We start from the raw sequence: 25,651 nt of genomic DNA, 5'->3' as shown, positions 1-25,651 counted from the left end.
GGAGGCGCCGCCCCACCGGTCAGGCTTCCCGTCCCGCCGGTCCGTTCCGGTGCGCCGGCCGTCCTGGTGCACCGGCCACCCCGCGCTCGTCAGCCGTTCCGGCTCGTCAGCCGTCCCGGTGCGTCAGATGGAGAACGCCCCGTGGTCGTACCAGCCCATGCCGGTGGTCTGGTCCCACCAGTTGCTCCAGATTTTCCCGTCGGTGCCTGCCCAGAAGACGTCCATGTGGTTGGGGTTTCGGGCGACGACGGCGATGCCGGTGCCGGGTGCGGCGGGGACGGGGAAGGAGGTGGCGATGGGGAAGGGGTTGTGGTTGTACCAGCCCATTCCCGTGTTCAGGTCCCACCAGTTGCTCCAGATTTTCCCGTCGGTGCCTGCCCAGAAGACGTCCATGTGGTTGGGGTTTCGGGCGACGACGGCGATGCCGGTGCCAGGTCCGGCGGGGACGGGGAAGGTGGCGCCGATGGGAAACGTGTCGTGGTCGTACCAGCCCATCCCCGTGTTCAGGTCCCACCAGTTGCTCCAGATTTTCCCGTCGGTGCCTGCCCAGAAGACGTCCATGTGGTTGGGGTTCCGGGCGACGACGGCGATGCCGGTACCGGCCGCGGCGGCGACCGGGAAGTCGCGGCCGATGGGGAAGGGGTTGTGGTTGAACCAGCCCATGCCGGTGGTCTGGTCCCACCAGTTGCTCCAGATTTTCCCGTCTGCTCCCGCCCAGAAGACGTCCATGTGGCCGGAGCTCCGGGCGATCGAGGCGATCCCGGTGTCGTGGGCCGCCGGCGACGGGAAGGTGGTGGCGATGGGGAAGGCGTTGTGGTCGTGCCAGCCCATGCCGGTGGTCTGGTCCCACCAGTTGCTCCAGACCTTTCCGTCCCTGTTCACCCAGAAGACATCCATGTGACCCGAGGACCGAGCCACGACTGATACCTGGCCGAGGGGCAGCCGGGGCGCCAGCGTCTCCCGGATCCGGCGCTGGCACACCGCGCAGAACGGCTGCCCCAGCACCCTCATCCGGCAGTTGTACTGCGGCCGGAACGCCGCGCAGTGGTAGTAGTGGGCCCCCTCGAACGCGCCGACCGTCGCCGCGCCGACCGGGTTGGGCTGAGGGTCGCACACCGCGCAGTTGGCGTTCTTCGTCGTCGGCATCGCCGTGGCGGGCGCGACGAGATCCCGCCACTTGTTGGTCGCCTTGTTGGCGTTGATGGTGACGTTCGGCTCCGCCGGTTCGACCGCCGGGTGGGTGTTGCGGTTGGTGTCGACGCCGCAGCCGAGGTAGTACTCGTACTCGTCCGCGAGCCCGAAAGCGGAGTGGCCCATCTCGTGCAGGCCGATCTCGTTGGCGTTCGGCGCGAGGGAGAACACCGCGACCGACGGCCCGCCGGAGCCGCCGTACACCGTGGAGTTGACGATGACCATCACCATGCTCCACTGCGGCACCTGCTGCCCCGCCACCGTGAGGGCGGTGTTCGAGTTGACCGTCAGCAGCCTGCGCGTCCCGTTGTTGCAGAACGCCGCGTCGAAGTACGTCCGCGGCGCCGCTCCGGTGCCACCGCAGGCCGTGGGGTCGTCCGCGCCGCTGTCCGTCGACCGGACGTCCACGCGGTAGACGTTGATCGCGGGGCGCAGCGCCGTGAACGGCGCGGTGGCGAACAGGACGTTGACGAAGTTCTGGGCGTCGTTCGCGAACTGGCCGAGCTGGCCGCTCTGGTAGCCGTCCCCCATGATGACCAGGTTCCAGCGGGCGGCCGCCGGACCGTTGTCGACGATTTTGGTGGTGCCGACGACCGCCCCGTCCCCGGTTCCCATCTCAGCGGCTCCCCTCGTCCGCGCCCGGCCCCAGGGTGAAACGCGCCACCTCGGTCGCGGGAGCGATGCTCGGCCCCGGGGTGAGCGGACTGCTCACCAGCGCGATGTGATCGGCGTCCCCGAGGTCGGGGACCAGGACCGCGAAGGCCCCCCTGGGCTCCTCCACCGGCACCCGGGCGATCGAGCGCTCGGGGTCGTCGGAGAACACCTCGGCGTCGTGGCGCACCGGAGGGTGCATGACCCGCCGGTACAGCGGACGCTGTTCCGCGTCCCGGAGCTCGACCCAGAAGCCCTGAACGTCGCGCTCCTCCTCGATCGGATCACTGGGCGGAGGGGCCGCCTCCACCTGCTGGCGGGACACCAGACGGATGTCCGGCCCCGCGTACTCGAAGATCAGCCGGACGGCGGCCCGCCGCCCCGGTCCGGAATCGTTCTGCTGTTCGGTCGTCACGGTCCATCCCCTTTTCCAGGGCACCGTCGAACGGGGAACCTTCGGGAAGATACGGGCCCGGCCCTGACCGGGCGGGCGGGAGGCGGGACAGGAGGACCTCGTGCGAGGGCTCGGACGTCCGCCCGCGCTTCATGACCGTCGCCACGGCGCGCGTCGGTCACGCCCCACGATGCCGTCCGTTGACTCCCGGGCATCGTCACTGGTCATGGTGCGGCTGTCGGGGACCGTGGCGCAATACCGCCGAACGGGTGACGCCGGGGCCGGACCCCACGCGCTCGCTCAGCGCCTCCGCCGCAGCCCCGCCACACCCACCCCGGCCGCCAGCGCGGCCAGGGCCAGCCCGCCCCGGTGCCGGGACACCCACGGCTGAGCGGCCCGGACGACGGTCCGGTCGTCGAAGGTGCCGTGGGCCCCGTAGTCGTGGCCGCCCGTGTCGTCCTCCGGGTGCCAGAGGTTGACGGGCAGCCCCTCCGACGACGGCACGGACGTCTGCTGCGAGGCGAAGGCCGTCCGGGCGAGGTAGCGGTCCAGCAGCCCCGGCACCACCGCGTTGGCCAGCAGCGTGCCGACGGTGCTGCCGCCGATCCAGTACTCGCGCCGGCGCGGATGGTCGGCGGCGTACACGATGGCCCGGGCCGCCACCTCCGGCTGGTAGATGGGCGGTACGGGCTGGGGGCGGTGCGGCAGCCGCGACAGGGCCCAGCGGAACTGCGGAGTGTTCAGCGCCGGCAGCTGGACCATGGTCGTCCGCACCCTGCTCCCCTCGTGCAGGAGCTCGCAGCGCAGCGACTCGTTCATGCCCTGGATGGCGTGCTTGGCGCCGCAGTACGCGGACTGCAGCGGAATGCCCCGGTAGGCGAGGGCCGAGCCCACCTGCACGATCGTGCCGTGGTCGCGCGGCAGCATCCGGGACAGGGCGGCCTGGGTGCCGTAGACACAGCCCAGATAGGTGACCTCCGTGGCACGCCGGAACTCGTCGGGCTCGATCTCCACGAACGGCGCGAAGACGGTGGTGAAGGCGTTGTTGACCCAGACGTCGACCGGGCCGAACTCCTCCTCGACCCGGTTCGCGGCCTCCCGTACGGCGTGCGCGTCGGCCATGTCCACGGGCAGGGCCAGCGCCCTGCCGCCCGCCTTCTCGGCCTCCAGCACGGCGGCGTCGAGGCCCTTCCGGCCCCGCGCCAGCAGGGCGACGCTGTCCCCGCGCGCGGCGAACGCCCGGGCGGTGGCCCGCCCGACCCCACCGCTCGCTCCGGTCACCACGACGACCTTCGGCCTGCGACGTATGCTCACCGCCGCCGGGTACCCCTCGGGGCCCGTGGCAAACGCGCGTGCGGAATGCGGAAGGGCAGCGTCTAAGGTGATCGCGCGGCGCCCGCCGCACCATGAACAAACGTTCCGTTCTATTCCGTTCCGTTCCGGAGGATCCGTGCGACGCATATCCCTCGCGCTCACCACCGCCGCTGCCGTCACCGCAGCCGCGGCCGCCCTCGCCGCCCCGGCCCAGGCCGCCGCCCCCGCGGCCCCGCGGGCCGCCACGGCGGCCAAGGCGTGCCACGAGGACAACGCCATGATCTACACCGACGGCACCCGGCTGCGCACCAAGGCGAGCACCTCGGGCGCGGTCAAGGGCCAGCTGTACTTCAAGGACCCGATCCGCATCCTGAAGAAGTCGGGCAGCTGGGACTACGTCCAGCTGAAGGCCAAGAGCAGGGGCGGCCTGACCAAGGGCACGCGCGGCTGGGTGGCCCACAAGAACATCATTCCGCCGTTCTGCGGCTGATTCGCCGCTGATCCGCGGTTGATCTGCATCTGATCTGACGGCCCGGGTGCCGCGGCCGGTCGGCGGCGCCCGGGCGACGGGTTCCGGGCGACGGGGTCCGGGGTGAACGGCGCCCAGGCGACGGGTTCCAAGGGGCATGGCGCCCGGGTGACGAGCCTCGCGGCCAACGGCGCCCGGCCAACAACACCGGGCGACGGCGCCCGGCCAACGGCACCCGGGCGACGGCACCCGGCCAACAGCACCCGGGCGTTGTGCCGAGCGGCCAACGGGCGTCACGCGGCAACAGGCGTCACCGGATCAACGCACGCCACCGGGGTCAACGAGCGGCCCACCCGTCCGGCGCGTCCGCCGCGGCAGGGCCCCGCGCCGCCCGCCATGCTTCGGCGTATGAGAAGCCACCGCGCCCCGGCGTTCGCCGTGCTGCTCGCCGTCCTCGCCCTGTTCGCGCCGCAGCACGCCGCGGGCGCCGCCTCCTCGGCCTCCTCGGCCCCGGTCGAGCGGCTTTTCGGCTCCGCGAACCGCACCTTCCCCACGACCCAGCGGCAGGTGGCGCTCACCTTCAACGCCGCCTGGGACGAGTCCGGCCTGGCCGACGTGCTGCGGACCCTCGACCGGCACGACGCGCCCGCCACCTTCTTCCCGACCGGCCGCTTCGCCGAACGCCACCCCGCGGCCGTACGCGCGATGGCCCAACGGCACGGCATCGGCAGCCACTCCCACACACACCCGCCCTTCTCCCGCCTTACCCGCGCCGAGGTGGAGCAGGAGGTGACCGCCGCCGACCACGCCCTCCGCGCCACCGGAGCCACGCCGCTCCCGTTCTTCCGCTTCCCCTACGGCGAGACCACCCCCCAGGGCATCGCCCACATCAACTCCCTCGGCCTCGCCGACATCGAGTGGACCACCGACACCAAGGGCTACCTCGGCACCCCCGGCGGCATGACCGTGCAGCACGCCGTGAAGCGCGTCGCCGACGTCCTCGCCCCGGGCGCCATCATCCAGATGCACGTCGGCTCGGCGGACGGCTCCGGCGAGGTCCTCGACGCCGAGGCGCTGCCCCAGATCATCGATCTGGTCCGGGCGCGGGGGTACGAGATCGTCGACCTGCGGGGGCTGTTGCGGGGCCGGCCCTGACGGGCCACCGGCGGATCAACGCCGTACAGCCATACCGGAATTCACCAGCCCGGTTCCGGCTTCCCCGCACAATGATCACCATGACGTCACTCCACACCAACCCGCTCTTCGCCCGGCTCGCCGACGCCGAACGGATCCTCGTCGCGGGCGCCGGCGGCGGCTTCGACATCTACTCCGGCCTGCCGCTGGCCCTCTCCCTCCTCCACCAGGGCAAGGAGGTCCGGCTCGCCAACCTCTCGTTCAGCGCCCTCGAAGGCCTTCCCTCCGACGACTGGGCCGCACCCGACCTGGTCGCCGTCACCCCCGAATCCGGCCTCCACCAGAGCTACTTCCCCGAGCGCACCCTCGCCCAGTGGCTGCACGGGCACGGCTACCCCTCCACCGTGTACGCCTTCCCCCGGACCGGGGTGCGCCCGCTGCGCGCCGCCTACCGGGCGCTGGTCGAACTCCACCGCGTCGACGCGGTGGTGCTGGTCGACGGCGGCACGGACATCCTGATGCGCGGCGACGAGGCCGGCCTCGGCACCCCGGAGGAGGACCTGGCCGGCGTGGCCGCGCTGGCCGGTCTGGACGACATCCCGACCCGGCTCGTGGTGTCGGTCGGCTTCGGCGTGGACGCGTACCACGGCGTCAACCATGTGCAGGTGCTGGAGAACATCGCCGCCCTGGAACGCGACGGCGCGTACCTCGGCGCGTTCTCCATACCGCGCGCCACCCGCGAGGGCGCGCTCTACCTCGACGCGGTGGAACACGCCCAGGAGCACACCCCGGACCACCCCAGCATCGTGAACGGTTCCATCGCCGCGGCGGTCCGCGGCTCGTTCGGCGACGTCCGGTTCACCGACCGCACCCGCGGCAGCGAGCTCTTCGTCAACCCGCTCATGTCCCTCTGCTTCGCCTTCGACCTGCCCGGCCTGGCGGCCCGCTGCCTCTATCTCGACCGGATCGAGGACACCCACCTGATGCGCCAGGTTCACTCCCGAATCGCCGCATTCCGCGAAACGATTGTGACCCGGCCGCCGCGCAGTTTCCCCCACTAGTGCTCCGAAGCGCTGCCCGCGGGGGATTTCCAGGACTGGCCCACGATCGGGCGTCCATATATGTAGAAGAATTCTATTCTCCTGAAGAAAACCTCGACAGAACCGTACGGATCGGTGAATCAGGTCACTCCGCCTCACCTTTGCCGGATTTTGGTGTTCCTCTCGTCGGTGTCCGCAGCATTGTGGGCCGTACGGAAAAAGGAACCGCACATTCCGTGCGAGATGAAAGGTCAGAGGTGACGATATGGCGAACTTCCGCATGGGAAAGACGGGGCGCGTTCTGCTCGTGGCCGGGGCCACGGCCGCGGCGGTGGGCGCCGCCACCCTCCCCGCCTCGGCCGTTGGCGGCCCCACCGTGGCCGATGTCATGGCCGACTGCGCCAGCGGCGCCGACGTCAGCAGCTGCAATTTCACCAACCCGGAGATCCAGAAGGCGTACCTGGGCGATTTCCACCAGGTGTCGGACACGCTCTACAACTGCAGCACCTCCGATGCCACCCAGGGTCTGAACTGGTCCGACAAGGTGGGGACGACCGACTCGGCGGAGGTCTCGATCACGGCCGGCGGAAAGATAGCCGGACTGGTCGACCTCAGTGTCACCGCGAAGTACGGGCACTCGTGGACCACGGAGCATTCGGACGGCGGAAGCATGGGCATGACCGTCAAGCCCGGTGAGGTCGGCTGGATTTCCCGGGCCCAGGTCATGCAGCAGGTCAAGGGCAGGTGGGATCTCTGGTACAAGCACACGCACTGGAGCCACTACAACTGGTACTGGGACGACACCGTCACCAGCCCGGCACCCAATGACACGGACGGCGTCAAGAGTGCTGTGATCATCAAGACCCGGCCGATGACCGATGCCGAAAAGGCGTCGTGCGGCGCGCAGAACGGGAAGGTGTTCCTCTCCCCGACCAAGGTGGAGGTCCCGAACCACGACAAGGCTCCCCACGACGCTCCGGGCAAGCCCACTCCGGGCACGAACGACACCCCGCCCGCGCAGGAGGAGAACAACAAGAAGCAGTGAGGCGAACCGCGGCCCGGGCGGAAACGCCCGATGTCCCGGAACACCGGCTCGGCCTGATGGAACAGGCCGGACGCAGCTGCCGCCGCCCTGACATGCCGCCCGACGAACTCGACGCGGAGGAACGGGCGGTGGCACTGCGCTGACGTGACGGGACCCGCGCCCCCTCAGGTGGTGATGGTCGCCGTACACGTGCCGAACGGCGTGCCGTCGGCCACCGTGCCCGGGCCGAAGGTGTCGTTGACCGCCTGGGCGAACTCGGGGGCGACGGCGACCTTCACCTCGGGGACTTCCACGCCGACCTTGGGAGGGAGCACGGAGGAGACCTGCGGCACCAGAACGGCGGGCGACTCGTACGTGTAGACGGGGAGGCGGGTCCCGGCCGGAGCGGCCGGTGTCTTGACGAGGTAGGTGGCGCCTCCGGTGGGGAGCGTCCCCTGACCGTCGGAGACGGTGAGGGAGCGCCCGGACGCGTCGGTGAGGGTGAAGCCTCCGCTGAAGGAGCCCCCGACGCTGACGCTCTGGGCCAGGGCGACGGGGTCGGCGGCCTGGCCGAGGTCGATGGTGACGGTTCCCGCACCGTTCGTCAGTGCGTACGAGGAGGAGTCGTGTCCCGGGTCGGTGGCCTTGAGGGTCAGCCCCGGATTCTTCCAGGAGACACTGCATTCCCCACTGGCCTGGAGCACGTTCAGCGTGACGGGGGCGTGGGCGTGCGCGGACTGGACGGTGATGGCGGCCGCCGCGAGCGCCGCCGCGCCGAGGACGGCCACGACGGTACGGGATATACGCATGATGTTGTGGACCTTTCCCGCGGGCCGGGGTGATGTCAGCTGGCGTCGCTCTTCCCTCAGCACTGTTGTCGGCCCGGGGAGCCTCCGCAATCGAGGTCGGCCGAGTGGGTGATGTGCCCTCCGCCCAGGTGACGGCCCGGAGCCCGAATGCCCCTGTCATGGATGCGGTCGCCGGCCGCCCGGCGGATTCTGTGCAGCGGGGGGCGACCGGAAGGGAGCCGTCCATGTCTGAGCCCGACGCTGTCGCCGTGGTGGGAGCGGGGTGCCGGCTGCCCGGCGGGATCCGTTCGCTCGACGCCCTGTGGGACGCGCTGGCCGCGGGACGCGACCTGGTGGGGACGGTTCCCCCGGAGCGATTCGACGCGGCGTCCTTCACCGGCACCGACCCGACGGGCGGGGCCCGGCCGGGCGCGTCGTACACGGCCGCGGGCGGCTTCCTCGCCGACGACCTGGCCCTCTTCGACGCCGACTACTTCGGGATGTCCCCGAAGGAGGCCGCGCGGGTCGACCCGCAGCAGCGGCTGCTGCTGGAGTGCGCGGTGGAGGCACTCGACGACGCGGGCATCGACGCCGCCACGCTGGCGGGCAGCGACACGGCCGTGGTGGTGGGGGCCTCCACCCGCGACTACTTCGATCTCCAACTGCGCCGGCTGTCCACGGCCAACGCGTACAGCATGAGCGGCAGTGCGGTGGCCAACACCGCCAACCGCGTCTCGCACTTCCTCGACCTGCGGGGCCCGTCCCTGGCGGTGGACACCGCCTGCTCCTCCGCGCTGATGGCGGTGCACCAGGCGTGTGCGATGCTCCGCGCGCGGAGCGGCGGCCTGGCGCTGGTCGGCGGGGTGAACCTGCTGCTGGGGCCCGGTGGATTCGTGGGATTCTCGCAGGCGTCGATGCTCTCGACCGGCGGCCGGTGCCGGCCGTTCTCGGCCCTGGCGGACGGTTTCGTGAGGGCCGAGGGAGCAGGCGTGGTGGTGCTCAAGCCACTGGGAGCCGCGCTCGCCGACGGCGACCGGGTGCATGCCGTCATCGTCGCCAGCGGGGCCAACTCCGACGGCCGTACCACCGGTCTGTCGCTGCCGAACCCGCTGGCCCAGGCGGACCTGTTGCGGCAGGTGTACGCGCAAGCGGGCATCTCCCCGGAAGAGGTGGCCTACGTCGAGGCGCACGGGACGGGCACGCCGGCGGGCGACCCGCTCGAATGCGAGGCCCTCGGCCGCGTGCTGGGCCGCCGCGGCGGGTCCGCGCTGCCCATCGGGTCGGTGAAGTCCAATCTGGGGCACTTGGAAGCGGCGGCCGGCCTGGCCGGGCTCCTCAAGGCCGTGCTCGTGCTGCGGGAGCAACGGATCCCCGCGACGCTCCACGCACAGCCCCTGAGCGAGGCGATCGACTTCGCGGGGCTGGGCCTGGAACCGGTGACCGAGGCCCGGCCGCTGGCCGGGCAGGGCCGACGGGTGGTGGGGGTCAACTCCTTCGGTTTCGGGGGAGCCAACGTCCACGCCGTACTCGCCGCCGCGGCCCCCCGGCCGGACGAGCCGGCGGAGGAGGTTCGCCCCGCCCCGCCGGCCGGCACCCGCACACCGGTCCTGGTCTCCGCGCGCACGGCCGGGGCGCTGACCGAGGCGGCCCGCGCCTGGGCGGACCGCCTCGGCCGGGCCGAACCGGCCGAGTTCCACGACCTCGCGTTCACCGCCTGCCGCCGCCGTACGCTCCACGAGCACCGCACGGTGGTACTGGCCGAGGACGCCGGCTCCGCGGCCGGGGCGCTGCGGGCGCTGGCGGACGGCGGTACGGCCGACGGCGCGGCGTCGGCGACAGCGGTCGAACGGGGTCGCGTGGCCTTCGTGTTCTGCGGAAACGGCGCGCAGTGGCACGGAATGGGACGTCAACTGCTCGCCGAAGAGCCGGCGTTCGCGGCGGCGGTCGCGGCCGTGGACGACGAGCTGACGCCCGGGCTGGGCTGGTCGGTGCTGGAGGAACTGGCCCGGCCCGGCGACCCCGGGCACTGGCGGCGGACGGACGTGGCCCAGCCGCTGCTCTTCGCCGTCCAGGCCGGGCTGGTCGGCGCCCTGGCCGCCCGCGGGATCAGGCCTTCGGCGGTGGCCGGCCACAGCGTCGGTGAAGTGGCGGCGGCCTACTGCTCGGGCGCCCTGGACCTGGCCGCCGCCTGCCGGGTCGTCGTCGAGCGCGGGAAGGCTCAGGCCCGTACGGCGGGTTCGGGCCGTATGGCCGCGGTGGGCCTCGGCGCTCCCGAGGCCGGGCGCCTGCTGGCCGATGCCCGCTGGTCGGGCCGGGTCGTCATCGCCGGGATCAACAGTGACCACGATGTGACGGTGGCGGGTGACGGCCCCGCGCTCGCCATGCTCGGCGAACACCTCACCGGACAGGGGGTGTTCTTCCGCGACCTGGTGCTGGACTACGCCTTCCACAGCCCGGCCATGGACGCCGTGCACACCGTCCTCAAGGACGGTCTGTCCGGCCTCACGCCGCACGAGGAACACCTGACCATGATCTCCACCGTCACCGGTGGCAGGGTGGACGGCCACACCCTGGACGCCGACCACTGGTGGCGCAACCTCCGGGAGCCGGTCCGGTTCGCGTCCGCCGTCACGGCACTGACCGGACCCGAGGGCTGCGACGTGCTCGTACAGATCGGCCCGCACCCGGTGCTCGACTCCTACCTCCGGTCCGCCGCGACCGCCGCGGGGGGCCCGGTGGCCGTCGTGCCCACGATGCGCCGCACGGCGGCCGGCCACGACGCGCTCGACACCGCACAGGCCCACCTGCTGGCGGCCGGTGCCGCCACGGACTGGACCGCCTGCTTCCCCTCCCCGGGCCGGGTGACGACCGCGCCGTCCTACCCCTGGCAGCGCGAGCGCCACTGGAACGGCAGCCCCGCATGGTGGCGGGAGGGCGCCGCCGCCGAGGACCCGGCCGCACCCCACCCCCTGCTCGGCGCACGGCAGCCGACGGCCCGGCCGGCCTGGCAGCGGACCATCGGACCCGACCGGCCGGCCTGGCTGACCGACCACAGGATCGGCGACGCGCTCGTGATGCCCGCCGCCGCGTACGTGGCCCTGGCCCTCGCCGCCGCACGCACGCTCTTCGAAGGGCCCGTCGAGGCGACGGGCGTCAGCATCCTCCGACCGCTGACCGTACCGTCCGCCGATCCGGTGTCCGCCGATCCGGTGTCCGCCGATCCGGTGTCCGCCGATCCGGCGTCCGACGACCCGGCGTCCGGACTACGGCTGCACTGCGCCCTGTCGAGGGACGGGGAGTTCACGGTGTCCGGCAGACGGAGCCGGGACGACGAGTGGGTGACCCACGCCCGCTGCCGGATCCGCAAGCTGCTGCGCGACCACCCGCCCGCTCCCGGCCCGGCGGCGGCCACCGACCGCCCGGACAACACCCTCACCGCGGACGACCACTACGCGGCCTGTGCCCGGGCGGGCATGCACTACGGACCGGCCCTCCGGATCCTGACCCGGCTGCACCCAGGGGACGGCGAAGTGCTCGCCCACTACGCCGCCACCCTCGACGCCGACACCCCGCACGAGGTCCATCCGGCCGTCCTCGACGGGGCCCTGCAAGCGGCCCTGCCGCTCCTCATGGCCGCCGGGAGCGAGGAAGGGGACGAGGAAGCGGCCTTCCTGCCCACCGACTTCGAGGCAGTACGGTGCTGGCGGCCGCTCCCGGCCACCGGGACGGTGAGGGTGAGCGTCCGCACCACGCCCGCCGGCCGCCCGGCCTGGGACGTGACGGTGGCCGACGAGCAGGGCACGGTCGCCCTGGAACTGCTCGGCGCCCGGGCCCGCCGGTTCGACGCCCACCGCACGGCCGCCGCGCCCCGGCTGACCGAAGTGCTGCGCGCCGCGCCCCTGCCGGGCGCGCCCTCTTCCCCCTCCCCGCTGCCGGCGCCGGCCGACGTCCTCGCCTCGTGCGCCCACGACCTGACCGCGCTCCCCGAGCACCGGGGCAGCCACCCCTACGCCCGGGTCCGGCGCTGGGCACAGCAACTGTCCGCGCACTTCACCGCCGCAGCGGTACGGGAACTGCTCCCCGGCCGGGCGGAGTTCACCGTCGAGGACCTGCTCCTGGCCGGCGCGCTGCCCCGCCACGTGCGACTGCTGCGCACCCTGATCACCGCCGCCGCGGACCGCGGCGTGCTCGCCGCCACCGACACCGGCTGGAGACTCGCCGTCCGCCCCGATCCGCAGCGCGTGTTCCGGGACGCGGTGCGTGACGTGCCGGGCGAGATCTCCACGTTCCACACCTACGGGGTGTGCGGCCGCCACCTGACCGCCGTACTCCGCGGCACACAGGACCCGCTGGAACTGCTGCTGTCCGGCCCGGACTCACAGGCCGCGCGCTACTACGACGCCAACTGCGGCGCCCTCCACAACAGCCGGATCGCGCGACTGCTGGTGCGCGCCCTGGTCACCGGCCTGCCCGCCGACCGCCCGCTGCGCGTCCTGGAGGTCGGCGCCGGCACAGGGAGCACCACAGCGCTGATCCTCCCCGAACTCCCCACCGTCCAGGCCCACTACACCTACACCGACACCTCCACGGCGTTCTTCCCCCAGGCGCGCGCCCGCTTCCGGGACTTCCCCCACATCGACTACCGCCGCCTCGACCTGGAGACCGACCCGGGCGAGCAGGGCTTCACCGACGGAGCGTTCGACCTGGTGATCGCCTCGAACGTCCTGCACGCCACCCACGACCTGACCCGCACCCTCGGTCACGTCGGCCGTCTGCTCGCCGACAACGGCCACCTGCTGGCCCTCGAATCCCACGACAACCCCCTGCTGGCCTTCACATTCGGGCTGATGGACTCGTACTGGCACGCCACGGACACCGCCCTGCGCCCCGACGGCCCGCTGCTCGCCCGCGACGCCTGGCCGCCCCTGCTCGAACACTGCGGCTTCACCGGGACCGTCCAGGTGTCGCACCCCGACGAACCCGCCCGCGGCGACTACTCCGCCCTCCTGACGGCCCGTCGGCCCCGCTCCGCACGCACCGCGCACCCTGTGCCGACCACCCATGAGGAGCGACGGCACCTGCTGGTCACGCCCCTCGGCACGGCGGAAGGCGGCCCCCTGATGTCCACCCTGCGCGCCCGCACCACCGCGGCCGCGGTGCGGGCCGCGGTGGCCGACACGGATCCGGACCGCTGGGCGGAACGGTTCGGGCCGGGTTCCGGCCCTGTCGATGTGGTGCTGCTGACCGGGCCGGACCGTGCCACCGCTCCGGCGGAGCGCACCGAGGAGGCGGTCCACGGTCTGGCCGTGCTGCGCGCCGTCGCGGTCGCCGCCGGCCGCCTGCCCCCCGGCCGCCGGGTCACCCTGTGGCTGATCACCTGCGGCGCCGTGTTCGACGGGCGGTGCCCGCCCCCCGCCGGCACCGGCGCGGCCCTGTGGGGCGCGGCCCGGAGCCTGGCCAACGAGCATCCGGGCCTGCGCGTGCGCAAGGTCGCGCTGACCGGGGCCGACTGCGCCGGTCCGACAGCCGGGCACCTCGCGACGGAGATCCTGGCCGATGCCGATGCCGATGCCGATGCCGATGCCGGCGTCGGCGTCGGCGTCGGCGCCGACGAGGACGAGGTACTGCTCACCCCGGACGGCCGGTTCGTCTCCCGCCTCGTCCCGTTCCGGCGCCGCTCCCCGGGCGCCGGGCAGCCCGTCACCCCCTCCGTGCTGACCCTGGCCGACCCCGGAACGCGGTACCGCCTCGACTGGCGTCCCGGCGAGCTGCCGGTGCCCGGTCCCGGCGAGATCGTCGTCAGGGTCGCGGCGGTCGGCCTGAACTACCGTGACGTACTGACCGCCACCGCCCTGATTCCGCTGCCCACCACCACGCTCGGGCTGGAGTACGCCGGTACCGTGACCGCCGTGGGGCCCGGGGTGCGTACCCCGGCCCCGGGCGACCGGGTGATGGGACTGGCCACCGGCTGCCTCGCCTCCCATGTACGGGGGCGGGCCGACCGGGCCGTGGAGATTCCCGAGCACATGAGCTTCGCCGAGGCCGCCACCGTCCCGGCCGCCTTCCTGACCGTCCGGCACGGGCTGGGGCACCTCGCACGGCTCGGCGCGGGGGAGACCGTGCTGGTGCACGGTGGTGCGGGCGGGGTGGGCCTGGCCGCCGTCCAGTACGCCCAGCACGTGGGCGCCCGGGTGATCGCCACGGCGGGCAGCCGGGCCAAGCGTGACCTGTTGCACCTGCTCGGCGTCGAACATGTCCTCCCCTCACGCGGGCTGGGCTTCGTCGAGCAGGTCCGTGACCTCACCGGCGGCGAGGGCGTCGACGTGCTGCTCAACTCCCTGGCCGGCGAGGCGATGGTCCGCGGCCTGGACCTGCTCAGGCCCGAGGGCCGGTTCGTCGAACTGGGCAAGCGGGACTTCCTGGAGGACAACCCGCTGCCCCTGGGAGCCTTCGACCGCGCCCTGTCGTTCTTCGGCGTCGACATCCTCCCGTGGTGCCACCGGCCCAGCGCACTGGCCGACGGCCACCTCGCGGCGATCCGGGAGGCGCTCCACCACGGCGTCCACCGGCCGCTGCCGCACCGCACCTACCCGGCCGGCCGGGTCCAGGAGGCGTTCACCTGTCTCCAGCACTCCCGGCACACGGGGAAGCTGGTGATCACCCTGGACGAGCCCGTACCGCCCCTGCTGCCCGTACCGCCCGTCCGTCCGGCCGCTCCGAGGGCGCTGGACGCGCGGGCCACCTACCTCGTCACCGGCGGCCTCGGCGGGTTCGGCGCGGCGACGGCCGCGCACCTGGCGGCCCGCGGGGCCCGCCACCTGACCCTGGTCGGCCGCCGGGGCGCCCGTACGCCGGAGGCCCCGGACCTGCTGGCCGACCTGGAACGGCAGGGCGTCGACGTCACCGTCCACGCGGTGGACGCGGCCGACCTCGCCGCCATGCGCGCGGTGATGGACGGCATCGACGCCTCGGGCCGTCGGCTGGCCGGGGTCGTGCATGCCGCGATGGTGCTGGACGACGCCCCGCTGCGGGACCTCCCCGACGACCGGGTCAGGGCGGTTCTGACCGCCAAGATGACCGCGGGGCATGTGCTGGACGACCTCACCCGCCACCGTGATCTCGACTTCTTCGTCGTCCACAGCTCGGCGGCGGTAGTCCTGGGCAATGTGCACCAGGCTCCCTACGTGGCCGGAAACCTCGCTCTGGAGGCCCTGGTCCGCGAACGCCGTCGTACCGGACTGCCGGGGCTGGCCGTGCAGTGGGGAGTCATCGCGGGAACGGGCCACGCGCACCGCGTGCGGCAGACGGGGTCGGTGGTCACCCCGTTCTCCGCGGGCGACCTGTCCGTGAACGAGGCGCTGAGTGCGCTGGACGAGCTGATGGCGGACCCGGGCGCGGACGTCGTGGCGGTCTGCCGCTTCGACTGGGGACGGGCCGGGCGCATCCTGCACGGCCTGTCCGCTCCGCGTACCGCCCCCTTGCTGCCCGCCGAGACGGGCGGGCCCCCGGACGTGTCGCCCACCGAAGTGCCCCGCGACCCGGAGGGCGTGACGGACGCGCTGGTCGAACTGCTGGCCGGGGTCCTGCAGACGGACGCCGCCCGCATCGACCGGCGGCGGACCCTCGAACAGCTCGGCGTCGACTCCCTCATGGCCGCGGAACTCACCGCACTGGTGCAACGCCGCTTCGGCTGCGCGATTCCCACCATGGAACTGCTGGGAGGCACCGGCCTCACCGCACTCGCCGAACGGGTCCTCGCCCGCCGTGCCGACGCCGTCCCGGCACCCACCTGACCCGATGGCCCGGCCGGCGGTCCGGCCTCCTGGCCGATCGGGGTACCCGGCAGCGTGTGAGCCAGGACTTTCCCCCGGTCCACCGCCCTAATGGACCCATGGAACGCCTCGCCCCGTCACCCTGGGCCCTGACCGCCCGAATCCGCACGGCATCCGCCGAGGACAGCCGTGGCCGCGCCGACGCCCAGATCGCATGGCTGCGCGACTACGCCGGACGGCGCGTCAATTCCCTGCTCATCGACGAACGCCGGTGCATCCCCCCGTACATCGCCCTGGACTTCGGCAACGCCGGACTGTTCGGGCTGCTGATCGAGGAGGAGTACGGAGGGCAGGCCCTGCGTTTCGCCGACATCGCCCGTGTGCTGGAGCAACTGGCGGCCATCGATGTCGGCCTCGGCACCTGGCACTTGACCTCGGTGTTCCCCGGCACCCGGGCGCTGTCGGCGTGGGGTACACCGGAGCTGAAGGCCGGATGGCTGACCGGGCTGGCCTCCGGGAGGCTGCTGGGGGCGTACGGGCAGACCGAGCCGGAGACGGGCAGCGACTTCACCCGGATCACCACCCGGGCCCGGCCGGCCCCGCACGGGTGGACACTCAGCGGCCACAAATACTGGGTCGGCAACGGCTCCTGGGCCTCGGTGGCCACCATCCTCTGCCGGCTCGTCGACGAACAGGACGCCCCGGCCCGGCTGGTGGCCTTCGCCGTTCCCCTGGACGTCCCCGGCGTGCGCTTCGGCGAGGAGCACCTGTCGCTCGGGCTGCGGGGCATGGTGCAGAGCGGACTGACCTTCGACACCGTGGCGCTCGACCGGTCCCTCCTGCTCGGCGAGGGAGAGGGCATCCAGGTCGCCGTCGACTCCATGGCGATGACCCGCTTCGCCCTCGCCGCGGCCGCCCTGGGTGCGACCAGACGCGTCCTGCAACTGGCACTGCGCTTCTCCACCCGCCGAACACTCGCGGGCCGGCGCCTGTGCGAGCGGACGGTCACCCGGGAGGCACTGGGGGAGATGTGCGCGTACACGGCGATCGGCGAGTCACTGGTGTACGGGCTTGCGGAACAGCTCGACCAGGGCCGCCCGGTCGCCCTGGAATCGGTGACCGCGGCCAAGGTCATGACCAGCGAATGGCTCGGACAGGCCGCCGACCGGCTCCTCCAACTGCTCGGTGGGCGCGGCTACGACGAGGCGAACCCCGCCGCCCGGCTGTACCGGGACGTCCGGGTGTACCGGATCTTCGAAGGAGCGACCGAAGCCCTCCTGGACTTCCTCGGCACCCGCGCCCTGACCCAGCCGGAGCGCATCGCGGCGCTCATCGCCGACGAGCAAGTGGCGGCCCGCCTCGCCGAAGCCCTCGCGGCCGGCCCCGCCACCGACCACGACCGGCAGCGTGCCCTGGCCGGACCGGCACTGGCCTGGGCCTTCGCGGTGGCGGCGGTACGGGCCCGCCCGCCGTCCGGCCCGCACGCCGCCGCGGTCGCGGAGGCGCGATTCGCGCAGGCGCTGCGTGACGTCCGCTCAGGCGGCGGGCCGCGCACGGTCGCCGTGATGCCGCCCGAGGAGCTCACCTCCACCGTGGCCGCCTACAGCGACCGGATCGGCGACCTCGAACAGTCCTTGCCCGGGGAGCGGACGGTCCTGGATCCCCTGCTGGGCGTCGTCCCGAGAGCCTGACCGGGCCCGACGTCCCCATCGAGTGGCGCGGCGCGCGTGGTCCCGGCGTCCAGGCTGCCCCGGACGACCGACGGCGGGCTCCGACTTCACCGCGGCCGGACCGAAAACCCCTCCGGCGCCCGCCACTCCCGCTCCAGCACCGCGTGCACGACCGAGTCCCGCCACGCTCCGTCCACGAAGAACTGCTCCCGTATCCGGCCCTCCTCGGCCAGCCCCGCCTTCAGCAACGTCTTCCCGCAAGCCGTGTTGGACGGCGACCGGGTGGCCCAGATCCGGTGCAGCCCCAGCTGCCGGAAGCCGAGGGCACACAGCAGGTGGACCGTCTCGGTCCCCAGACCGGCTCCCCAGGTGTCCGGGCGGAGCATGAAGCCGATGGTCCCCGCCCGCTCGGAGAACGGATCCAGGTCCAGGTCGGCCCGCCCGATCAACTGCCCGTCTGCCGAGCGGACCACGCCGAGCATATAAACCACGCGCGGTTCCGCGCCCGCTTGGGCCGTCGCGCGGGAGACCGAGCCCGCGACCTCGTCGCGGGTCTGTGGCCGGCCCTTCATGTGCTGCGCGACGTCGGCATGGCCCTGGACGGCGTGGAGGGCGTTCAGGTCCCGACGGCGGAGTTCGCGGAGCCGGAGGCGGGGGCCGGTGACGGTGATCGGATGCATGTGCGGAGGCTAGACCTCGGCGGGGCGGAATCTCCCTCTCCTTTCTCACGGACCTGCGAGGTCGCCGGGGTGAGGCCGAGCCGAGGCCGCGCGGTGCAGGGATGGGCCGTGCTCGCCCGGGCCGGGCGAGCACAGCCACCGCCGTCAGGAACCGCCGCTTCGCGCGATCGCGCGGAACGATTCCAGCTCCTCCAGGAGTCGGAGTGCCTCCCCCCGCTCCTCGGGAGGCACTGTGGCCACCACCGCCATGACGGGCACCGGGCCGGAGTGCAGGGCGGCCAGGAGATGGGTGAGGTGGTCCGGGGCGAGTGAGGTCAGTGCCGTGTGACCGGCCGCACCACAGAGTCGTGCGGTGCCAGTGTTGGTCCACAGGACCGGCTCCACTCGCACCACTTGAGTGCTCCCGTCCAGCGGGCGCGGCGCGGCCGGCGGCGGAACAGGATGGAATCCGCCGGACGTGAAGCGGCGCAGCGACAGCACGCCCGTCCGCTCACGGATCCGGTGCTCCTCCGTTTCCGTCCGGAAGGCGCCCAGCGCCTGGGCGAGTGCGGGCGGCAGTTCCTCGGCAAGCGCCGGCCCGGCGACGGACATCACCGGCCCCTCGACGCGCGGCAGCGGGGTAAGGTCCGGGGCGGTACTGAGCAGCGTCTCGTGCCTGGGGTCATGGAAGAAGTCCATGACGTCGAAGTGGCTCCGGTCCACGTCACGCGGGACGCCGACGTTGACGCTCGTGGCGGCTCCCGGGCCGCGCCCGCCGGTGTTGAGGTCGCTTTCGCCGACGTGGTAGTAGCTCGATGGCCAGTACAGCAACTCGCCCGGCTCGATCTCGACGCTGAAGGAACTCTCCAGGTAGGGCTCGTAGTCGAGCACGGTCGTGGTGTTCCCCGGCCAGGGGCAGGACGGCCAGAACCGCATGCGTTTGCGGCCTTCAAGAGCGAACATGAAGGTCGCGAACCGGTCGCGGTGCACACCGGCCGGGCTGTGCTCGTAGCTCCCGTGGAACAGACTGGTGATTGCGGGGTTCAGCGGCAGGCCGACGCGATCCCACAATCCGGCGTAGAAGGCACGCTGGCGGGCCCACTGCGGGTGGTGGAACACGTGGAAGGTGCCGACCGTGAGCGCGTAGGGCCGCCCTTCAAGGTGCTGTTCCATGCGCCGGGCATAGGCGTCCAGCGAGCCGTCGGTGGTCGTCGGGAGCAAGTCCCCCGGTGTCTCGGGCAGATCCCGGCCGATGCCGATGCGGGTGTTGAGCGGCAGGGTGCCGGTGGCCGACGGCCGGGTCGCGGCGACGAGGGCGTCGAACACCTCGTCGGCGACAAACGGGACTTCACCCCCGGGGCGGATCCGGACGGGTTCGCGGTCCCAGTACCGTTCTACGAAGAGATCCCAGTCCAGGGGGATGGTGTCGATCGATCGTGTCATGCCCGCGAACCCTCCAGTACCTCGATGCCCCGGAGCCGGTGCAGGGAGCGCAGCAGGCGCAGCACACCGTCGTGACGTGCACCGGCACCCGTGCTCCGGCAGACTTCACTCGCTTCCGTCTCGCCCCCGGGCGGCAGGGCGGCCAGGACCCGGGCCGCGGCGGCTCCACCGACGGGCAGGAGGTGACCGTTGACTGCCCACACCGCGTCGGCCGGCCCGTCCGGCATCGTCACGATCTCGGCGGTGACCCGGAAGCGCTGCCCGTAGTCCAGGTCCGAGACAGGGCCGGGGGCGGGTACGGGTTCGAGTCCGGCAGCTGAGCGGCGGGCGGCCCAACCGTGGCGCAGGGACCTGGCGAACTCCGGGGCTGTAAGGGCTCGTCCGACCGCATCGGCGATCTCCAGTATCGGTGCGGCCGTGGGCGTGGCAACGGAGCCGGATCTGCCGGACGCGCTTCCGCAAGGGAAGGGCAGGTAGGGCAGCGGATGCGCGGACTCACCCGGCCGGACGGCGTTCCGCACGGCGTCGCGCACAACGGTGAAGGCGGCTCGCGGGTCCGACGGCACCAGAACCCGCAGGAGCGCGCAACGGTCCGCGTAGGTCTCGGCGACCCTCCGTCCGGCGGGCCAGTAGATGAAGTCACCCGCACCGGCATGAAGTTCGTCCCCACCGGCCGCCGTGTCCGATCCGTCCGTCCAGGCGTGGAGACGGCCGCGCAGCACCCAGGTGAACACCGCGTGATCGGGCTCCGGAACGGGCGGTCGTTCATAGGCGTGGCCCATGGCCAGCTCGACCGCCACCGGGACACTCGGCCAGCCGATTCTGCGCCACAGTTCGCTCATCCGGTCCCGGAGCCGGGACCAAGCCGCGAACGAGTGCTCGAAGGGATTGTCGACGGTCAGCAGCCAGCCGGGTGCCGCACCGGCCTTGTGCAGGCGGTTTGCGTAGCTGTCCAGGTCGGTGTCCTCGGCGGTGGGCAGCAGGCCGCCGGGAGCGGCGAGTCTGCCCCGTGTGGTGCGGAACCGGACGGGGGAACGGGAATCGATCCGGGTACCGGCGCGGAACGGATCGGCCCGGTCCACCAGCAGGGGGAACACCTCGTGCGGGTCGAGCGGCGACGGAGCGGGAAGGACCACCGGCTCCTTGTCCCAGGCCCTCTCCACCGACGATGCCCAGTCGGCGACGGTCACGACGTCTCCATGGTGTGCGGGGAGGCCGCGGGGCGGGCCTCCGGATGGTCGGTGGGGCGCGAGGTGCCGTGTGCGGCGGGGGAACGGGGGATGTCGGCGGGATCGGGGAACAGTGCGCACAGCCGTCGGGCGTACTGTTTCAGCGGTTCCATGCCCAGGGCCGCCCGGCGCTTGTCCACCGCCTCGGGGTCCTCCATCGGGAACGGCCGCAGCCGTCCGTCGACGCGGTCGAACTTGGTCCCGTACACCTGGGGGCGGCCCTCCGCGAGGCGGATTGTGTCGGTCAGGTAGGCCACGTCGCGCCACGGCACGTCCCCGATGCCGGCGGCGGCCCGCACCAGTTCCAGGCAGTGCCGTCGGAAATCGAGATCACTGGTCGTGTGCTGGAGCAGTCGGCAGGCGGCACCGGCGGCGACGGTGCCGACGAGGGACCGCCCGGGCCAGCCGTGCTCGGCGACGACCGTGCGGAGCCAGGACAGACCGGCCTCGGTCAGCTGCTCCAGCCTCGCGCCCGCGATGTCGTCCGCGAAGCCCTGGACGGCCCACGGGGTGCGCAGAGCCGTGTCCGTTTCGTTCAGTCGGAGCAGCCGTCGGCGTACCCCGCCGGCCGGGGCCTCGGGTACGGGGGCGGGCGGTTGCCCGAGATCCTCGACGCGCAGCCGCAGCGTCGTGGCGTTCCACAGGTAGGTGATCCGGCGGCCGGTCTCGGGCCAGTCGAAGGAGACATGGCCGTCGAGCGGGGAGTCCAGCCGCAGGGAGACCCCGGCCCCGGTGTCCCGCACGGTGAGTTCCGGTACATCGTCGAAGACCCCCTCAGCCGCGTCCCGCAGGGCCGCGCCCAGCCCTGCGAGGGTCAGGCGCTCACCGTGCCGTACGGCGTCGACGGGAGGGAACCCGGACTCGGCCATTTCCGGTGCCGGACCGTCCACTGTGAGCAGTGGACCGCCGTCCGCGGTCCGGAAGAAGTAGGGGATGTCCCACCGGTCCAGCTGCCGCAGTTCCGCAGGGGAGAAGTCGCATTCGTCGGTGTCGCCGCGCAGGCGTGTGACGAGCGCGTCGTGGTACTCCCCGGTAGGCCGGGGAATGATCCGCACATAGGTGGTGGGGGCATGCTCCGCGAGGTGTTCCAGGACGGCGGCGCGATGTCGGCACAACAGCGTCCACGCGTCGAACATGCCTCGCATCAGCGTGGCCAGATGAGGTCCGTAGCCCGTCCGGCCCGCCGTGTCCCCGACTACCGACCGGGTGCTCGTCCGGGTGAACGGCCGGTCGTACGGAATCAGTTCCAGGCTGCCGTCCGGTCGGGGGTGCCAGACCAGTGCCGGTCCGCCGTGTCCGCACCAGCGAGGTTCGTTCTCGAAGCCCACGTGGTGGGTGCCGGCGATCCTTCCATCACCGGTGAGTCCCGTGTGGTGCAGTCGCCGTACGTCGGCGAAGAACACCTCCAGGTCCACCGGATATGCGAGCGGCCCCTCATCGCGTCCGCGGCGTCGGCCGGACAGGACGTTGTCCGCGTTCAGGTCGACCACTCCCAGGCCAAAGGTGGTGGCGGCCAGCGCTCCCGCGTCGCGCCAGAAACGGTGCGCGTGCTCGAGGGTGAGGACGGTGCCGGTGATCCGGCGGCCGCCCTCTTCACGCAACACGCCCTGGGTTTTGGGTGGTTCGACCCACTCCTGCCAGCTGTAGGGGCCCGACGCGTCCCGGCGGCTCTGTACGGAGAAAACGGGCAGACGTGTTGGTCCGGAGGCCGGCGGCAGGCCGTTGAGCAGGTCGAACACTGAGGCCGGGCCAGAGTTGCCCGGCCTTCTCGCGGCAAGGAACAGTGCTTCGCCGCCGGCCGGACGGTCCTTGTAGGCGACGCTGCCCCCGTCGGCGAAGGTCAGACGGAGCACGCGGCGACCGCCGTTGTGGGTCTCGTCGCCGTGGGCCCACAGACCGGTGACCGGCCCGAGCGGGGCGGGTGTGTCCGGTCGCAGTGCGGACAGGTCGCGGTCGAGTCGTTCCAGGAACCGGCCGAGGAACGCGATCCATTGTGCGGTGCGTATGGTGGCCAGGTGTCGTGCGACGGCGGCCGGAGCGAGCCGGCACGCCTCGAAGATCTCCGCCAGCGGTGGGCCGAACAGTGCCGTGTTCGTCACCGCCAGCACGCCGGGTGCCAGCAGTCGGTCCGTGTCGGGAGCGGTTCGCGCACACCACGCGTCCAGGTCGCACAGAGCTTCCACGAAGGGGTTGAACTCCTCGTGTGCCAGGGTGCGTTCGAGTGCCTGGGCGTCGTCGACGCCGCGCAGGTCACGGTCGTGTGCCAGCAGGCCCTGTGGGCCGGGGGCGGCGACCGGAGGGAACATGCCGCACGCGCCCTCGTCGCGGACGTGGAGCACGAGCCGTGTAACGGGGTCCAGGACCTCACGCGACAGGGCAGGAGCCGTGGGGCCGGATACCGGCATGGTGGGCGGACCTCCTGCTGTGGCGCGTCCGGCCGAACTCGTGGTGGACGGGTCCGGCCGGACGCGCGAAACGGCCGCGGCCGGGGGCCGCGACGGCTGGCCTGTTTACGCGCAGTACCCGTAGCGCGGGATGCAGGACGGGTTGTTGCCCGGGAACTGGGCGGCCTCGTCGGCCGGCATTTCGACCTCCAGGTTTCCGACCACGAGGTCGAATGCCTCGTCGGCCTTGGGCATGTCGGTCAGCTGGGTGCTCACGATTGCTTTCCTTCCGTTCCGGGCGGGATGCAGGAAATCCACTTCAGTGCTCCATGGCCCGCCGGTATTTGCATGGCGAGTGCTGCGCGATCACTGTCATGGGCAATGATCGGCGATGTCAAGAGCTGAGAAGCCATCGGTATCGGTTGAGGCATGGTGCATATGGTCTCCTTGAGGTGCACTGTGCCGCAATCATGCATGGGTTGTCCCGATCGGAGTGTGCCGGGGAGAAATCGGTGCGGAATTCCTCCGTTTGAATGCCTTCGGAAAGCCGCTCGGAATCGGATATTCCGTCAGGTTGGTCGGTTTTTCGAGGCTTGTCGGGTAGCGAAATGGGGACTTTCCGTCCTCTGCCGTTGTTCCCGGCTCGTCCATTGCCGTGCGATCCGGAGAAGCTCGTCCCGGGTCCCGGGACGAGCCGTCCTGGTCAGGGCCGTGTGGCGCCGCCCAGTGAGCTCAGGTCGTGCGCGTACGTGCCCACCGCGTGGGCGATGACGTCGATGTTGGTGTCGAACGCCGCCAGGTCGAGGTTGTTCAGGTCGTCGCCCTTGGCGTGGTAGTTCGGGTCGTACGGGGCGCCGGCCCGGCCGCCGAACTTCTCGGCCTGTGCGGGGGACTTGATGCCCTCGGCGCCGGTGAAGGTGCCGCCTGCGGGGATGCCGGTGGCGATGAAGGGGCCGTAGTCGGAGCGGCCGTCGAAGTCGGTGCCCTCGTGGGGCTTGCCCTTGCGGTCGAGGTAGGTGGTGATGAGCTGCTCGATCTGGGCAGAGCCCTGGGGGCCGGGGCCTGAGCCCTTGTGGTCGGAGTCGTCGCCGTCGTAGACGAGCTGGGCGGGGTTGGGGGAGGCGATCATGTCGAAGTTGAGGTAGAGGGCGATCTTCTTGCGCTCGGCCTCGGGGAGCCGGGCCACGTAGTGCCTGGAGCCCAGGAGGCCCAGTTCCTCGCCCGACCACCAGGCGAACCGGACCTTGTTGGTGGGCTGTTCGCCGGTCCGGCGGGTGCGGTCGGCGAGCTTGAGGGCGACCTCCAGCAGGCCGGCGGAGCCGGAGCCGTTGTCGTTGATGCCGGGCCCCTCGGGGACGGAGTCGAGGTGGCTGCCGAGGGCGACCACGTGGCGCGGGTCGCCGCCGCGGGTCTCGGCGATCACGTTGCGGGTCGGCTGCTTGGTGTGCTGCTGCTGGACGTCCAGGGCGACCCGGACCTCGCCCTTGCCCGCCGCGGCGGCCAGTGCCTCGCCGTCCGCCCGGGAGATGCCCGCGGTCGGCACCTTGCCGTCGGCCGGGCTGTCGAACGAGGGTCTGACCACGCCGCTCGCGGCGCCGTTGTAGATGATCGCGCCGACGGCGCCCGCCTGCGCGGCGGCCTTCTGCTTCTCGGCGAAGGTGCAGCCGCCGCGCTTGATCAGCGCGATCCGCCCGGTGAACGTGTCGGAGGCGTAGTCGTCGGGCGTGCAGCCGGGGGTCTCGTCCACCCGGGCGAGGGCGAGGGGCGCCCGGAGGCCGCCCTGCGGGGTGGACGGGGAGAACTCGGCCGCCGAGACCTTCAGGTCCCGGGCGTCGGGGGAGAGGACGGACAGCTTCTCGGTGAGGGTCTTCGCCTGCCAGATGTCGAACTCCTGGTACGCGACCCGGTAGCCGGCCCGCTTCAGCAGCCGGTACACGTACGCGGCCGACGCCTCGTGCCCGGGCGTGCCCGCGGCGCGGTTGCCGCCGTGGGCGTCGGCGATGCGCTGGAACGCCTTGAGGTGGCGGTAGGCGCCCTTGGCCGACGCGTCGCGCTCCAGCTTCTTCGCGAGCCGTTCGGCCCGTTGGTGCTGCCGGGCCGGTCCGTCGGCGGTCCTGGCGTCGGCGGTCCTGGCGTCGGCGGGGGCGGCGCCGAGCAGCACGGGGGCGGCGACGGCGGTGGATATCAGGGCGGTCAGAGCCCGGCGGCCGCGGGGTCGGTGGAGACGCACGGGGGTCCTCTCGGAAGGTCTGCGGGGGGTGGTGGCGCTCCCGGTGCGGTGAGCGCAGTGGTACGGACCTTAGGGACCGTTACCGGTCTCGCGGGAGCCCTCGCCGGGTCCCGACACAAGATCGCCACACGCCGGTCACGCCGGTCACGCCGGGCGTATCGGCCACGCCGGTTACACCGTGCATGTCGGCCATGGTGGCCATGGTGGCCATGCCGGACGTGCGGGGGCCGTGCCGTCGCCGGGTGGGCGGCGTGCACGG

Annotated in this window: 17 protein-coding genes; 7 read left to right on the top strand and 10 right to left on the bottom strand. The window is 72.4% G+C overall.

What is annotated here, in order from left to right:
• Window positions 1–123: 123 nt before the first annotated feature.
• The 3 genes from HN013_RS32290 to HN013_RS05470 all read right to left on the bottom strand — a co-directional run bounded on the left by HN013_RS32290 (window position 124) and on the right by HN013_RS05470 (window position 3,550).
• Window positions 124–1,806, bottom strand: a complete 1,683-nt coding sequence (locus HN013_RS32290; protein ID WP_212763988.1) for a M64 family metallopeptidase — start codon at window positions 1,804–1,806, stop codon at window positions 124–126.
• Window position 1,807: 1 nt separating this feature from the next.
• Complete coding sequence (locus HN013_RS05475; protein WP_171163536.1) at window positions 1,808–2,257, bottom strand: hypothetical protein; 450 nt, start codon at window positions 2,255–2,257, stop codon at window positions 1,808–1,810.
• Window positions 2,258–2,536: 279 nt separating this feature from the next.
• Window positions 2,537–3,550 carry an SDR family oxidoreductase gene (locus HN013_RS05470; protein ID WP_171163535.1) on the bottom strand — a complete coding sequence of 338 codons (1,014 nt, stop codon included), beginning with the start codon at window positions 3,548–3,550 and terminating at the stop codon, window positions 2,537–2,539.
• Between the two features lie 136 nt (window positions 3,551–3,686).
• Here HN013_RS05470 and HN013_RS33855 point away from each other — a divergent pair, with 136 nt between their 5' ends.
• From HN013_RS33855 to HN013_RS05445, 5 genes are all read left to right on the top strand, one after another.
• Complete coding sequence (locus HN013_RS33855; RefSeq protein ID WP_171163533.1) at window positions 3,687–4,040, top strand: SH3 domain-containing protein; 354 nt, start codon at window positions 3,687–3,689, stop codon at window positions 4,038–4,040.
• A 387-nt stretch (window positions 4,041–4,427) separates the two neighbouring features.
• Window positions 4,428–5,174: a polysaccharide deacetylase family protein gene (locus HN013_RS05460; RefSeq protein ID WP_171163531.1), complete on the top strand. Its 747-nt coding sequence runs from the start codon at window positions 4,428–4,430 to the stop codon at window positions 5,172–5,174.
• Window positions 5,175–5,254: 80 nt separating this feature from the next.
• The gene (locus tag HN013_RS05455; RefSeq protein WP_171163529.1) at window positions 5,255–6,214 is read left to right on the top strand and encodes a DUF1152 domain-containing protein; all 960 of its coding nucleotides are present in this window, start codon (window positions 5,255–5,257) and stop codon (window positions 6,212–6,214) included.
• 244 nt (window positions 6,215–6,458) lie between these two features.
• Window positions 6,459–7,238, top strand: coding sequence for a hypothetical protein (locus tag HN013_RS05450; RefSeq protein ID WP_212763987.1), 780 nt, complete (start codon window positions 6,459–6,461; stop codon window positions 7,236–7,238).
• Complete coding sequence (locus HN013_RS05445; RefSeq protein ID WP_171163527.1) at window positions 7,235–7,381, top strand: hypothetical protein; 147 nt, start codon at window positions 7,235–7,237, stop codon at window positions 7,379–7,381. The genes HN013_RS05450 and HN013_RS05445 overlap by 4 nt, the downstream gene beginning before the upstream one ends.
• Before the next feature lie 21 nt (window positions 7,382–7,402).
• On the opposite strand, the gene HN013_RS05440 is transcribed toward HN013_RS05445, so the two are convergent.
• Window positions 7,403–8,026 carry a hypothetical protein gene (locus HN013_RS05440; RefSeq protein WP_171163525.1) on the bottom strand — a complete coding sequence of 208 codons (624 nt, stop codon included), beginning with the start codon at window positions 8,024–8,026 and terminating at the stop codon, window positions 7,403–7,405.
• A gap of 224 nt (window positions 8,027–8,250) precedes the next feature.
• On the opposite strand from HN013_RS05440, the gene HN013_RS05435 reads away from it, so the two are divergent.
• Window positions 8,251–15,798, top strand: a complete 7,548-nt coding sequence (locus tag HN013_RS05435) for a type I polyketide synthase (protein WP_171163523.1) — start codon at window positions 8,251–8,253, stop codon at window positions 15,796–15,798.
• A gap of 98 nt (window positions 15,799–15,896) precedes the next feature.
• Complete coding sequence (locus HN013_RS05430) at window positions 15,897–17,468, top strand: acyl-CoA dehydrogenase family protein (RefSeq protein ID WP_171163521.1); 1,572 nt, start codon at window positions 15,897–15,899, stop codon at window positions 17,466–17,468.
• Window positions 17,469–17,554: 86 nt separating this feature from the next.
• Here the strand turns inward: HN013_RS05430 and HN013_RS05425 are convergent, their stop codons facing one another.
• From HN013_RS05425 to HN013_RS05400, 6 genes are all read right to left on the bottom strand, one after another.
• A complete protein-coding gene (locus HN013_RS05425) occupies window positions 17,555–18,127 on the bottom strand; it encodes a GNAT family N-acetyltransferase (protein WP_171163519.1) in 573 nt (190 codons plus the stop codon).
• A gap of 144 nt (window positions 18,128–18,271) precedes the next feature.
• A complete protein-coding gene (locus tag HN013_RS05420; RefSeq protein WP_171163517.1) occupies window positions 18,272–19,549 on the bottom strand; it encodes a cupin in 1,278 nt (425 codons plus the stop codon).
• Entirely contained in the window at window positions 19,546–20,739 is a 1,194-nt protein-coding gene (locus HN013_RS05415; RefSeq protein ID WP_171163515.1) for a hypothetical protein, read from the bottom strand. The genes HN013_RS05420 and HN013_RS05415 overlap by 4 nt, the downstream gene beginning before the upstream one ends.
• Entirely contained in the window at window positions 20,736–23,183 is a 2,448-nt protein-coding gene (locus HN013_RS05410; RefSeq protein ID WP_171163513.1) for a DUF4135 domain-containing protein, read from the bottom strand. The genes HN013_RS05415 and HN013_RS05410 overlap by 4 nt, the downstream gene beginning before the upstream one ends.
• Before the next feature lie 105 nt (window positions 23,184–23,288).
• Window positions 23,289–23,438, bottom strand: a complete 150-nt coding sequence (locus tag HN013_RS05405; protein WP_171163511.1) for a hypothetical protein — start codon at window positions 23,436–23,438, stop codon at window positions 23,289–23,291.
• Window positions 23,439–23,865: 427 nt separating this feature from the next.
• Complete coding sequence (locus HN013_RS05400) at window positions 23,866–25,392, bottom strand: M28 family metallopeptidase (protein ID WP_312018502.1); 1,527 nt, start codon at window positions 25,390–25,392, stop codon at window positions 23,866–23,868.
• Window positions 25,393–25,651 lie beyond the last annotated feature (259 nt).

Source organism: Streptomyces sp. I05A-00742 (assembly GCF_013055795.1).
Lineage (GTDB): Bacteria > Actinomycetota > Actinomycetes > Streptomycetales > Streptomycetaceae > Streptomyces.
The sequence above is the reverse complement of the archived record's forward strand: the minus strand, read 5'-3'. Positions and strand labels throughout refer to the sequence as shown.